This window comes from Arthrobacter sp. NPDC057013 (assembly GCF_042674585.1).
In the GTDB taxonomy this organism is placed as follows: Bacteria; Actinomycetota; Actinomycetes; order Actinomycetales; family Micrococcaceae; genus Arthrobacter.
Window position 1 is genome coordinate 669,300 of record NZ_JBHUSE010000001.1, and the last position, 12,923, is coordinate 682,222.

9 protein-coding genes are annotated in these 12,923 nt (G+C 66.7%); 8 read left to right on the top strand and 1 reads right to left on the bottom strand.

The genetic code is table 11. From position 1 onward, the window contains the following. Positions 1-60 precede the first annotated feature (60 nt). Both groES and groL read left to right on the top strand, forming a co-directional pair. Positions 61-354, top strand: a complete 294-nt coding sequence (gene groES / locus ACFTSA_RS03145) for a co-chaperone GroES (protein WP_003805290.1) — start codon at positions 61-63, stop codon at positions 352-354. Between the two features lie 85 nt (positions 355-439). After that, positions 440-2,050, top strand: a complete 1,611-nt coding sequence (gene groL, locus ACFTSA_RS03150) for a chaperonin GroEL (RefSeq protein WP_377949554.1) — start codon at positions 440-442, stop codon at positions 2,048-2,050. 122 nt (positions 2,051-2,172) lie between these two features. Here groL and ACFTSA_RS03155 read toward each other — a convergent pair whose 3' ends face one another. Continuing rightward, the gene (locus tag ACFTSA_RS03155) at positions 2,173-3,129 is read right to left on the bottom strand and encodes a DUF389 domain-containing protein (protein WP_377949556.1); all 957 of its coding nucleotides are present in this window, start codon (positions 3,127-3,129) and stop codon (positions 2,173-2,175) included. Between the two features lie 217 nt (positions 3,130-3,346). Here ACFTSA_RS03155 and ACFTSA_RS03160 point away from each other — a divergent pair, with 217 nt between their 5' ends. The 6 genes from ACFTSA_RS03160 (at position 3,347) to ACFTSA_RS03185 (ending at position 12,882) form a co-directional block, all read left to right on the top strand. Then, positions 3,347-5,416, top strand: coding sequence for an acyltransferase family protein (locus ACFTSA_RS03160; protein WP_377949818.1), 2,070 nt, complete (start codon positions 3,347-3,349; stop codon positions 5,414-5,416). A gap of 191 nt (positions 5,417-5,607) precedes the next feature. Next, a complete protein-coding gene (gene guaB / locus ACFTSA_RS03165) occupies positions 5,608-7,119 on the top strand; it encodes an IMP dehydrogenase (protein ID WP_377949557.1) in 1,512 nt (503 codons plus the stop codon). A 172-nt stretch (positions 7,120-7,291) separates the two neighbouring features. Continuing rightward, positions 7,292-9,262: an ABC transporter ATP-binding protein gene (locus ACFTSA_RS03170; RefSeq protein WP_377949559.1), complete on the top strand. Its 1,971-nt coding sequence runs from the start codon at positions 7,292-7,294 to the stop codon at positions 9,260-9,262. Between the two features lie 94 nt (positions 9,263-9,356). Then, positions 9,357-10,493, top strand: coding sequence for a GuaB3 family IMP dehydrogenase-related protein (locus ACFTSA_RS03175; RefSeq protein WP_377949560.1), 1,137 nt, complete (start codon positions 9,357-9,359; stop codon positions 10,491-10,493). Between the two features lie 97 nt (positions 10,494-10,590). Beyond that, positions 10,591-12,342: a glycerol-3-phosphate dehydrogenase/oxidase gene (locus ACFTSA_RS03180; protein ID WP_377949561.1), complete on the top strand. Its 1,752-nt coding sequence runs from the start codon at positions 10,591-10,593 to the stop codon at positions 12,340-12,342. Positions 12,343-12,393: 51 nt separating this feature from the next. Then, positions 12,394-12,882, top strand: coding sequence for a PTS sugar transporter subunit IIA (locus tag ACFTSA_RS03185; protein WP_377949562.1), 489 nt, complete (start codon positions 12,394-12,396; stop codon positions 12,880-12,882). Positions 12,883-12,923 lie beyond the last annotated feature (41 nt).

The following is a 12,923-nucleotide window of genomic DNA, read 5'->3' on the forward strand; positions in this document are numbered from 1 at the left end:
TGCCGCCAAGGCGCAACAGTTTTTACTGTCCATGAATTTTGACGAAAAGGAGAGGTCCGAGTGTCGGTCTCTATTAAGCCTCTTGAGGATCGCATTGTTGTCCGCCCGCTCGAAGCCGAGCAGACCACGGCTTCCGGCCTGGTCATCCCGGACTCCGCGCAGGAGAAGCCGCAGGAAGGCGAAGTTGTTGCAGTAGGCCCCGGCCGCTTCGAAGACGGCAACCGCGTACCGGTCGACGTAGCCGTTGGCGACGTTGTCATCTACTCCAAGTACGGCGGAACCGAAGTCAAGACCGGCGGCACGGAGTACCTCGTGCTCTCCGCCCGCGACGTTCTGGCGATCGTCGTCAAGTAACTCTTTGGATCCCCGTGCCGCTGCCCGCGTCTGATTTCATTCCGACCGGGCGGCTGCACGGGGTTCTGTCTTGAAAGGACAAACCATGGCAAAGCAGCTTGCGTTTAACGACGCTGCCCGCCGGTCGCTTGAAGCCGGCATCGACAAGCTCGCCAACACGGTCAAGGTGACACTTGGTCCCCGCGGCCGCAACGTCGTGCTGGACAAGAAGTGGGGCGCACCCACCATCACCAACGACGGCGTGACCATCGCCCGTGAAGTCGAGCTGGACGACCCGTACGAGAACCTTGGCGCCCAGCTGGCCAAGGAAGTCGCCACCAAGACGAACGACGTCGCCGGTGACGGCACCACCACCGCAACCGTGCTCGCCCAGGCACTGGTCAAGGAAGGCCTGCGCAACGTTGCCGCCGGCGCCGCCCCTGGCCAGATCAAGCGCGGCATCGAGGTCTCCGTCGAGGCCATCGCAGCCCGCCTGCTGGAGAACGCCCGTCCGGTCGAGGGCACCCAAGTGGCCAACGTTGCCGCCATTTCCGCCCAGAGCGACGAGGTGGGCGAACTGCTCGCCGAGGCATTCGGCAAGGTCGGCAAGGATGGTGTGATCACCATCGAGGAATCCTCCACCACGCAGACCGAGCTGACTCTGACCGAAGGCATGCAGTTCGACAAGGGCTACCTGTCCCCGTACTTCATCACCGACACCGAGCGCCAGGAAGCTGTCCTCGAGGACGCCCTCATCCTGATCAACCAGGGCAAGATCTCCTCGGTGCAGGAATTCCTGCCGCTGCTGGAGAAGGCGCTGCAGAGCTCCAAGCCGCTGTTCATCATCGCCGAGGACGTCGACGGCGAGGCGCTGTCCACGCTGATCGTCAACCGCATCCGCGGCACCCTGAACGTGGTTGCCGTCAAGGCTCCGGGCTTCGGCGACCGCCGCAAGGCCATGCTGCAGGACATCGCGACGCTGACCGGCGCCCAGGTTGTGTCCCCGGAACTGGGCCTGAGCCTGGACTCCGTGGGCCTCGAGGTGCTGGGTACCGCCCGCCGCATCACGGTGACCAAGGACAACACCACCATCGTCGACGGCGCAGGTTCGGCCGAGGACGTATCGGCACGTGTTGCCCAGCTGCGTGCAGAGCTGACCCGCACCGATTCCGATTGGGACCGGGAAAAGCTGCAGGAACGCCTGGCCAAGCTGGCCGGCGGCATCGGCGTGATCAAGGTCGGCGCAGCCACCGAGGTTGAGCTGAAGGAAAAGAAGCACCGCATCGAGGATGCAGTGTCCTCCACCCGCGCCGCCCTCGAAGAAGGCATCGTGGCCGGTGGCGGTTCCGCCCTGATCCACGCGCTGAAGGCACTCGACGAGGACCCGGCCGTCACGGCACTCGAAGGTGACGCGGCTGCAGCCGTCGGCATCGTCCGCCGTGCACTGGTCCAGCCGCTGCGCTGGATCGCCCAGAACGCCGGCCATGACGGCTACGTTGTGACCGCCCGGGTTGCCGAGCAGGACAACAACCACGGCTTCAACGCCAAGTCCGGCGAGTACGAGGACCTGATCGCCGCGGGCGTCATCGACCCCGTCAAGGTCACCCGTGCAGCCCTGCGCAACGCGGCTTCCATCGCCGCGCTGGTGCTCACCACCGAAACCCTCGTGGCTGAAAAGCCCGCCGAGGAAGACGAGCACGCAGGCCACAGCCACTAGGCTGCAGCCCGCTCCCGCGGTGTCACAGGGAGGCCCGTCCAGCTGCTGCTGGCCGGGCCTCCTTTGCGTTTTCCTGGCACCTGTTTCCCTGGCGCCTGGCGCCTGGCATTTGCGGTCTTGCGCTAGTGCCGGGCGCGAAGGGCCTGCCGCCGCAGCCGGAGCGCGTCGCCGTCGGGAAGCCGTTTGGTGACCAGCCGGTAGAAGTACAGGACCGCGACGGCGGCGGCCACGATGCCGCCAAGGTTTACCAGCAGCTGCAGGGCTGACCCGGCCGCCTTGCTGAATTCGCCAAGGACCAGTGCCACGGCCACGAAGCCGGCCGCGGGCACGGTGGTCACTGAAATAAAGACGCCGATCAGGGCGGCCGAGCGCCCGCTGATGACCGAAAGCATCCCGGCGGCACCGGCGAGGACGGCCACGATCAGCGAAAACGGTCCCGGGTGGTAGATGAACTCGGCCGCCGAGGCACGGTCCAGCACGTCCCGCGGAAAGAGGCCCAGCGGCAGTGCCAGCCAGGTGATCAGCGCTGTGATCAGCATCGCTGCGGGGAAGCCCACACCCAGGGCAACCGCCGCGCGGCCGCCGAGCCTCCAGTTTCGGCGCACCACGGCAACCGCCAGTGCAGCGAGCGGTCCGAACTCGGGCCCCACGGCCATGGCACCGACGATGGCGATGGTGGAGTCCGTGACGATGCCGATCGCTGCGAGCAGGGTGGCCAGCACAAGGAACGACAGGAGGGTCCAGCTAATCCGGGACTCCTCACCGGTCTGCCGCGACACCTTGTCCCAGATGACCGCGTCGGCGCCTTCTCCGGGGGCGGACTCCTCGGCCTTGTCTGCCCTGTCGGAAAGAACCAGGTCCGGGGCTGTCAAGGCAATCGAACCCACGCTCTCAACGTCTAGGGCGCGGAGCTTCTCCAGCAACTCCTCCACCGCTTCCCGGGCAACGTGCGCCAGGACCACGTCGCCTTTGGGAAGGATCGAGGCACCTGCGTGCAGTGCAACCTCGGCCGTGCCGGCCTGCTGCTGGCACAGGTCCGCCACGAGGGTGGTCAGTTCTGCTGGTACGCAAATCCGCATTTGGACGATCACCTGACACTCCAATCCACGCACCCAAATTCCCCTGGCACCGACTCTATAGTGCCCAGGAAACCGGAACCCGCCCTGCTGAGGCGCCGGTCACAGCCGGCGCGTCCGATTCGTCCCGAATGTCACGAATCGGTAACATAGGTGCTTTGTGCTGCCGTTTGAGGGGTTATCAGTGCCAGAAGCGAGATCGACGGACCCGCTGAAAAGCATGCCGCGCGAGGAGCCGGCAGGAAAAGAAAACCATGAGCCGAGGGCTGCCCGGCTGAAGGCCAAGCCGGGCTACCGCCCCGAGGTCCAGGGCCTTCGCGCCCTGGCAGTGCTCATGGTGGTTACCTACCACGTGTGGCTTGGCAGGGTTTCCGGTGGCGTGGACATCTTCCTGCTCATCTCTGCGTTCCTGCTGACGCTGTCCTTCGTCCGCAAGGTGGAGAAGGGTACGCCGCTGCGCCTCGTGAGCCACTGGCTGCACCTCTTCAAGCGGCTGATCCCGGCCGCCGTCGTCGTGATTCTCGGTGTGCTGGCCGGAACCTGGCTGGTCCTGCCGCAGAGCCGCTGGCCCGACGTCCTCAACGAGGCCTGGGCATCCCTCCTCTACGGGCAGAACTGGCTGCTGGCCAACACCGCAGTGGACTACTACGCGCAGGACCACTCCGGAGCCAGCCCGCTCCAGCACTTCTGGTCGCTCTCCATTCAGGGCCAGGTCTTCCTTCTCTGGCCCCTCATCTTCGCCGGCTCCGCTCTGGTGTGGCGGCTGCTGCGGCGCCGCCGGGACGTCAGCTACCGGACAGTCCTGATGGTTGCCTTCGGTGGCATCTTCATCGCCTCCCTGGTGTTCTCGATCGACCAGACGGGCGGCAACCAGGCGTACGCCTACTTCGACACGCGGACCCGGCTGTGGGAGTTCGCGCTGGGATCACTGCTGGCCCTGGCGCTGCCCTACCTGAAGCCGGGCAGGGCGTTCCGCGTTGTGCTGGGCTGGGCCGGGCTTGCCGCCATGATTTCCTGCGGCCTGATCCTCACTGTGGACAGGTCCTTCCCGGGCTTCATCGCACTGTGGCCCACGCTGGCCGCGGCTGCCATCATCGTCGCCGGGCAAAGCGGCAGCCGGTTCGGCGTGGACCGGATCCTGTGCTCCAAGCCCCTCGTGGGCCTGGGGGACAACTCGTATGCCCTGTACCTCTGGCACTGGCCCGTCCTGGTGCTGTCCCTTGCGGCCACCGGCATCGAAAAGCCCAACCTGGTCCAGGGCCTCGCCGTTGTGGCAGGTTCAGTGGTCCTGGCCGTGCTGACCACCCGCTTCGTCGAGAAGCCCCTGCGCGAATGGCACTGGCCGCAGCTGCGGGCCTGGCGCACCGCCGTCGTGATTGTTGCCTGTGGTGCCCTGCTGGCCGGGCCGGTTGCGCTGTGGCAGACCAGGCTGAACGCCGAGGAAGCGGCAGCAGCGGCGCAGCCGCGGGAGCTGACTCCGGGTGCTGCCGCGCTCGCGCCGGAAAACGCCGGCAAGCCGACGCCGGAAGCCACCGTGATTCCGGCCCCTGCCGCCATGAAAAACGAGTGGGCGGACATCGACGGCCTGTGCACCGACGACAACGTCCCCAGCGACCCGCTCCTCAACGGCTGCCTGCAGAACAGCAAGCCGGACAAGGTCACCAAGCGGATCGTGGTGCTCGGTGACTCGCACGCGCAGCAGTACATGGCCGCGCTCGGGCCCATCGCCAGGGGGCACGGCTGGGAGGTGGTCACCCTCCTGAAGGGGAACTGCCGGTTTGGCGCCGAATCCACGGAACGGGACGCCGACTGCAACGCCTTCAACAAGGCCAGCGCGGCATACGTCATGGAGCACAAGCCGGACGCGGTGTTCACCGTGGCGTCCCTGACGCACAAGGAAGCCCCGTTCGAAACCGAGGTGCCCGGCTACCTTGAGGGCATCAAGCCGTTCACCGACGCCGGGATCGACGTGGTGGGAGTCAGGGACAACCCCCGCTTCGCCATCAACATGCCCGAATGCGTCCAGAAGTACGGCACCGGCGCGGCCGAGTGCAACCCGCCGGTGGGAGAATCCCTTGCCGCCAGGTCCCCGCTGGATGCGTACCGGGGCAAGGTGGACGGGCTGCACCTGATGGACATGAGCGACTTCATTTGCGCGGACGGCATCTGCCCGGCCGTGGTGGGCAACGTCTACGTCTACAAGGACGACAACCACCTCACCAAGACCTACGTGCAGTCCATGATTCCGATGTTCGAGAAGAGGCTCCTCGCGTCCACGGGGTGGAGGTAGGGGGTGCCCTTGCTCACAATGCCCGGGCGGAATATGGGGATCGCCGCCAAGGTTCTAGTATTAATTCAATTCCTCCAGAACCACCTCCTGGCCCCGAGCCAACCCTGCACAGGCCAGTCCCGTAATGACGGGCTGGTCATCGGCTGCAACCCCTACCCGTGAACCTGTAAACCAAGGTAAGAGGCGCACTCATGACCCAGCCCGAGCACGACCCCTTCGGCTTCATCGGCCTGACGTACGACGACGTCCTGCTGCTCCCCGGCCACACCGACGTGATCCCCTCCGAGGCCGACACGTCGTCCCGGATCTCCAAGCGGATCACCGTCCAGACGCCGCTGCTGTCCGCGGCCATGGACACCGTCACCGAATCCCGCATGGCCATCGCCATGGCACGCCAGGGCGGCCTCGGCGTGGTCCACCGCAACCTCGCGATCGACGACCAGGCCGACCAGGTGGACCGCGTCAAGCGCAGCGAGTCGGGCATGATCACCAACCCGCTCACCATTGGCCCCGAGGCCACGCTGCAGGAACTCGACGAGCTGTGCGCCCGTTACCGCGTCTCCGGCCTCCCCGTGGTCGACGACGGCAACCGGCTCCTCGGCATCGTCACCAACCGCGATACCCGTTTCGTGCCGGAATCCGACTTCCCGATCCGCCTGGTCAGCGACGTCATGACCAAGATGCCGCTGGTCACCGGCCACGTTGGCATCAGCCGCGACGAGGCCTCACACAAGCTGGCCACGAACAAGATCGAGAAGCTTCCGCTGGTGGATGACCAGGGCCGCCTGAAGGGCCTCATCACCACCAAGGACTTCACCAAGGCCGAGCAGTACCCGCTGGCCACCAAGGACGACGAGGGCCGGCTGCGCGTCGGTGCCGCCATCGGTTTCTTCGGTGACGGCTGGGAGCGCGCCATGAAGCTGGTGGACGCCGGCGTTGACGCCCTCTTCGTTGACACCGCCAACGGCCACTCGCAGGGTGTGCTGGACATGATCCGCCGCCTCAAGTCCGATCCGGTTGCCGCGCACGTGGACATCATCGGCGGCCAGGCTGCCACCCGCGAGGGCGCCCAGGCGCTGATCGACGCCGGTGCCGACGGCATCAAGGTGGGCGTCGGCCCGGGCTCCATCTGCACCACCCGCGTGGTGGCCGGTGTGGGCGTTCCGCAGATCACCGCCATCTACGAATCGGCCAAGGCCGCCATTCCGGCCGGGGTACCGCTGATCGCCGACGGCGGCCTGCAGTACTCGGGCGACATCGGCAAGGCGCTGGTTGCCGGCGCCGACACCGTGATGCTCGGCTCCCTGCTGGCCGGCTGTGACGAGTCCCCGGGTGAACTGATCTTCGTCAACGGCAAGCAGTTCAAGAGCTACCGCGGCATGGGCTCCCTCGGCGCCATGCAGTCACGCGGCAAGAACACGTCGTACTCGAAGGACCGCTACTTCCAGGCCGACGTCTCCGGCGATGACAAGCTCATCCCCGAGGGCATCGAAGGCCGCGTGGCCTACCGCGGCCCGCTGGCCTCGGTGGCTTACCAGCTGGTGGGCGGCCTCCGCCAGACCATGTTCTACGTGGGTTCCCCGACCATCCCCGAGCTGAAGGCCCGCGGCAAGTTCGTCCGGATCACCCCGGCCGGCCTGAAGGAATCGCACCCGCACGACATCCAGATGACGGTCGAGGCGCCGAACTACGGTTCACGCTAGTCCCTAACCTCGCACGTCCGCTCCGGCTCCCTGCCCTCGCAAGCTCGGGCCGGGGCCCTCGCCGGAGCGGCTCCACGGCCAGGGAACCCGGCGGGCGTGGGCCCATCCCGCCGACGGGCCGCCGGGATCACTCCCGGCGGCCCGTCGTCGTCTGCGGGGCTAGGCTGTTGCCATGTCCCAACCACGCCATCCCGCCGAACTGAACCCGAACAGGGAGCCCCAGCGGCGGCTGGCACTGAAACCCTATGCCCGTGCCGTGGCCCAGGTGCTGCGCGTCAGTTTCCGCGCCTCGCCGGGTGCCGTGCTCATGAAAGTGGCCGGCTCGCTGATCTCCGCGGTACTGCCGCTGGTGACCACGTACTTCGCCGGCCTGACCACCACCGCGTTGGCGGCTGCCTACAGCGGGGATGCTGCAGCCGGGCAGCAGGCCATCGTCTACGTCATCATTACCGCCGCGCTGGGCCTGTTCTGGGGTGCCTTCGGCAGCCTGGACCGCTACATCCAGCAGGTCATGAGCTTCCGGGTCGGCGCCATCGTGGGCGACCTGATGTACGAGCGGTTCCTTGCGCTGGACTTCTGGCGGTACGACGACAAGGAAACCGTAGATCTTTACGACCGCGCCAAGCGGTTCTCCGACTCCTATGCCAGGGTCCTGGACCGGATCGCGGCCATCTTCACACAGCTCGTATCGGTGATTCTGGCCATCGGCGCGCTGCTGCTGGTGAGCTGGTGGATCGCCGTGATCGTGCTGGTCGCGATCGTTCCCAGCGTGTACCTGCAGTTCAAGCTGTCCCGCGAGCAGATCGCGCACTGGAACACACAGGTGGATTCACGCCGGCAGCGGCGCATGATCGAGACCAACCTGCTCCGCCCGCAGCACATCGCCGAGATGCGCCTGTACGGGATCGTCCGGTACCTAATGGACCTTCGCTCCCGGCTCCGCGACGCCGACGAGAAGCGCAGGCTGGACTTCCAGAAGCGGTACATGCCCAGGCAGCTGGCCGCGGATGCCCTGCAATACGCGGCGGAGGTTGTCTCGCTCATCTGGGTGGTGGGCCAGATCATTGCCAGGGCCCAGCCCGTGGGGCAGTTCCTCTACGTCCAGCAGATCGTCAGCCGGGCGCTGTCCACGGCGAACAGCCTGGTGTCCTCACTTAGCTCGATCGACGAGGACCTGGCCAACCTCAAGGACTACGAGCTGTTCATGGCGCTGCCCGTGCATTCCAGCCATGCACCGCCGCTGCTGGAGGCGCCCAGGACGGTTGAGCTGCGGGACATCCGCTTCACCTATACGGGCAGTGACATCGAAGTGATCCGTGGGATCAGCATGACCATCAGTGAGGGGCAGCACATAGCCATCGTGGGGGAGAACGGCGCCGGGAAGTCCACGCTGATCCGCATCCTGGCCGGGCTTTACCGTCCGGACTCCGGCCAGGTGTTGCTCGACGGCGTGGACCTCGCCGCCGTCGACGTCACCTCCTGGCACCGCCATCTGGCGGTGCTGAGCCAGGAGTTTCTCAAGTACGAGTTCGCCACCGCGGCGGAAAACATCCTCTTCGGCGACGTCGACTCACCCCGCGACGATGGGCGGATCGCCATGGCCGCCGCGGACGCAGAGGCCCTGGAGTTCATCAACAAGCTGCCCAACGGCCTGGACAACCACGTCAGCAACTGGATGGAGGATCCGCGCGGCCGGAAGGGGAGCGGGCTGAGCGGCGGGCAGTGGCAGCGGCTGGCCATGGCGCGTAACTTCTACCGGAACGCCTCCTTCATGGTCATGGACGAGCCCACCTCCGCCATCGATGCGCTGGCGGAGCACCGCATCTTCACGCGGCTCTTCGCCGAGCGCGGCAGCACCATCATCGCCATCAGCCACCGGCTCGCCACCATCGAAAAGGCGGACATCGTGTACATGCTGGAGGACGGCCGGATCGTGGAGCAGGGCACGCACCGGGAACTCGTGGCCCTCCGCGGGCGGTACTTCCGGATGTTCGAATCCCAGCTCAGTGTCCCCACCAGCCCCCTAGCCTCGCAAGTCCAATCCGGCTCCCTGCCTTCGCAAGCTCAGGCCGGGGCCCTCGCCGAATCGGCTTCCCAGCCAGGGAACCCTGCTGGCGTGGGCCCAGAGGCCGGCGGGATCTGACCTCCGCCACGGCGGTCAGGACCCGGGCTTGGCCGGGCACGCCTCCCGGTGTCCCGGTCCTCGGACAGGCGTTCCGCTGGGATAACCTAGAGCAGTGACTTACGAGATTGAGATTGGCCGTGGCAAGCGTGGGCGTCGTGCCTACTCCCTGGACGACATTGCGATCGTCCCCAACCGTCGCACCCGTGACCCCAAGGACGTCTCCGTCTCGTGGCAGATCGATGCCTACAAGTTCGACATGCCGGTCATCGCGGCACCCATGGACTCGGCCATGTCCCCGGCGACGGCCATCACGCTCGGCAAGCTCGGCGGACTGGGCGTCCTCGACCTCGAGGGCCTGTGGACCCGGTACGAGGACCCGCAGCCCGTGCTGGACGAGATCGGCTCGCTCGCCGATGAAACCAACAGCCCTGCCGTCACGCGGCGGATGCAGGAGCTCTACCAGGCCCCGATCCAGCCCGAACTGATCACGTCCCGGCTGGCCGAAATCCGTGCCGCCGGCATCACCGTGGCCGGGTCCCTGACCCCGCAGCGCACCCAGGAACACTACAAGACCGTGGTGGCTGCCGGCGTCGACATCTTTGTGATCCGCGGAACCACGGTTTCGGCCGAGCACGTCTCGAAGGACCACGAACCGCTGAACCTCAAGCAGTTCATCTATGAACTCGACGTTCCCGTCATCGTGGGCGGTGCCGCCGGCTACACGCCCGCCCTGCACCTCATGCGCACCGGTGCGGCCGGCGTTCTGGTGGGATTCGGCGGCGGTGCCACCACCACCACACGCCGTGCCCTGGGCATCCACTCGCCCATGGCCTCCGCCATCTCCGACGTCGCCGCCGCCCGCCGCGACTACATGGACGAGTCCGGCGGACGCTACGTCCACGTGATCGCCGACGGCGGCATGGGCACCTCAGGTGACATCGTCAAGGCCATCGCCATGGGCGCTGACGCCGTCATGCTCGGCACCGCCCTCGCCCGGGCAGAGGAAGCCCCCGGAAAGGGCTGGCACTGGGGCCAGGAAGCCCACCACCTGGAACTGCCGCGCGGCGACAGGGTCAACATCGGAACTGTCGGTCCGCTGGAAGAGGTGCTCTTCGGGCCGGGCCACCACACCAACGGAACCTCGAACCTCATCGGCGCGCTCCGCCGTTCCATGGCCACCACCGGCTACTCGGACCTCAAGGAGTTCCAGCGGGTCGACGTCGTGGTTTCCCCCTACCAAGGAAACTGACCTGCGGCAACAGGCAACACTGTCCGCGCCCTGCCCATCGGCTGACGTACGAAGTACTCTGGTGAACTACAACGTTCCATGAGGATGGAGGCCTGTCATGACCGGTTTCGATGAACGTCCGGCGGCGACCAAAGGCGCTCTGGGGCCTGAGGCGCGGGAGGCTGCACTCGCCGCGCTGAAGGCTTCGGCGGAGCCGGGCAAGGAACTGGACATCCTCATCGTCGGCGGCGGCATCGTCGGCACCGGGGTGGCCCTCGACGCCGTGACCCGAGGCCTGGACGTCGGCATCGTGGAAGCCAGCGACTGGGCCGCCGGGACATCCTCGCGGTCCTCCAAGCTCATCCACGGCGGCCTCCGTTACCTGGAAATGCTCGACTTCGCACTCGTGAAGGAGGCACTCCAGGAACGGGGGCTGCTGCTGTCCGAGCTGGCGCCGCACCTGGCCCGGCCGGTGCCGTTCCTGTACCCGCTGACCAAGCACTTCGTCGAGCGGCCGTATATCGGCGCGGGCATCGCACTGTACGACGTGATGTCCATCTCCGGCGGCCACAAGCGCGGCGTGCCGTTCCACAAGCACCTCTCGCGCCGGGGCACCCTGCGCGCCGCCCCGAGCCTTAAGGACGACGCCTTCGTCGGATCCATCCGCTATTACGACGGCCAGGTGGACGACGCCAAGTATGTGGCCAACCTGGTCCGCACCGCCGCGTACTACGGCGCACACGCGGTCAACCAGACCGCCGTCGTCGACTTCCTGCGCGAGGGCGAGCGCGTGGTGGGCGCCAAGGTGGTCAACCGCGAGGATAACTCCACCTTCAACATCAGGGCCAAGCAGGTCATTAACGCCACCGGGGTATGGACCGACGAAACCCAGGCCATGGTCACCGAGCGCGGCCAGCTGAAGGTGCGCGCGTCCAAGGGCATCCACCTGGTGGTGCCGCGGGACCGCTTCCAGTCAACGGTCGGACTGATCCTGCGGACAGAGAAGTCCGTGCTGTTCGTCATCCCGTGGGGGCGGCACTGGATCATCGGCACAACGGACACCGACTGGCACCTGGACAAGGCCCACCCTGCGGCGTCCAGCAAGGACATCGACTACCTCCTGGAACACGTCAACAAGGTCCTGAAACGGCCGCTCACCAGGGAGGACGTGGAGGGTGTCTATGCCGGGCTGCGGCCGCTGCTGGCGGGGGAAAGCGACTCCACCGCCAAGCTCTCCCGCGAGCATGTTGTAGCGCATCCGGTGCCCGGCCTGGTGGTGGTGGCCGGCGGTAAGTGGACCACCTACCGTGTCATGGCCAAGGACGCCGTGGACGAGGCTGTCCGCAGCATGGACGAGCGCGTGCCGCCGAGCTGCACCGAGACCATCCCGCTCCTGGGGGCCAGCGGGTTCAAGGCCGCCTGGAACCGCCGCAACCGGACCGCCGAGGAGTCCGGGGTGCACGTGGCGCGCGTGGAGCACCTGCTGAACCGCTACGGTTCCATGGCCTCGGAGGTGCTGGCCATCATTCAGGACCGGCCCGAGCTGGCCGAACCGCTGCCCGGCGCTGACGACTACCTGCAGGCCGAGGCGGTCTACGCGGCAACCCACGAAGGCGCCCGGCACGTGCACGACGTCCTGACCAGGCGTACCCGGATTTCCATTGAGGCGTGGGACCGCGGTGTGTCTGCCGTCCCGGTAGTCGCTAAGCTTATGGGAGAAATTCTTGGCTGGAGCGATGCGCAGCGGGAAAGCGAAATCAAGCATTACCTTGCGCGGGTGGAGGCCGAACGGCTGAGTCAGCAGCAGCCCGATGACGAGTCAGCGGATGCTGCCCGGCTGGGTGCGGAGGATATCGTCCCGCTGCGCTGAGCTCGCGACCTGCCGCCGGACAGGGCCCCGGCCCCACTGAAGGGACACCACTTGGCGGAACCACTGGACCGTTACGACGCGGAACTCACCACACCTGACATGGTGATCCTCGAAATGGAGGCCGAGGACAAGGTGGACGCGGCCAGCCAGCTGGCCCGGAAGCTGTTCGACGCCGGCCGTGTCTCCGACCTCGAGGGCTTCCTGGCGCACGTCAACGCCCGTGAGCACCAGCTGGCCACCGGCCTGCCCGGGGGAGTGGGCCTGCCGCACGCCCGCAGCGAGTTCGTCTCCGAAACCTCGATCGCCGTCGGCATCACCAAGTACGGCAAGGCGCTGGACTTCGGCGCCTCCGACGGTCCTGCCACGGTGGTCCTGCTCATCGCTACGCCCGCGAGTTCCTTCTCTGACCACCTCGAAGTGCTCGCCACGCTGGCGCGGTCCCTGTCCAAGGAATCCTTCCGGGAATCGCTGCGCCGGGCCTACGACGCAGAGGTCATCGCAGAGCTCATCAACTCCAGCCTGGTCTTCTTCGACCACTAGAGATTGGGGCAGGCCCTTTCGTGTCGACTTCGTCGCCACGC

Bases quoted from the DNA above. Each gene is read 5' to 3' on its own strand.
- guaB (WP_377949557.1), top strand. From the start codon at position 5,608: ATGACCCAGCCCGAGCACGACCCCTTCGGCTTCATCGGCCTGACGTAC.
- ACFTSA_RS03180 (WP_377949561.1), top strand. From the start codon at position 10,591: ATGACCGGTTTCGATGAACGTCCGGCGGCGACCAAAGGCGCTCTGGGG.
- ACFTSA_RS03160 (WP_377949818.1), top strand. From the start codon at position 3,347: ATGCCGCGCGAGGAGCCGGCAGGAAAAGAAAACCATGAGCCGAGGGCT.
- ACFTSA_RS03170 (WP_377949559.1), top strand. From the start codon at position 7,292: ATGTCCCAACCACGCCATCCCGCCGAACTGAACCCGAACAGGGAGCCC.
- groL (WP_377949554.1), top strand. From the start codon at position 440: ATGGCAAAGCAGCTTGCGTTTAACGACGCTGCCCGCCGGTCGCTTGAA.
- ACFTSA_RS03155 (WP_377949556.1), bottom strand. From the start codon at position 3,129: ATGCGGATTTGCGTACCAGCAGAACTGACCACCCTCGTGGCGGACCTG.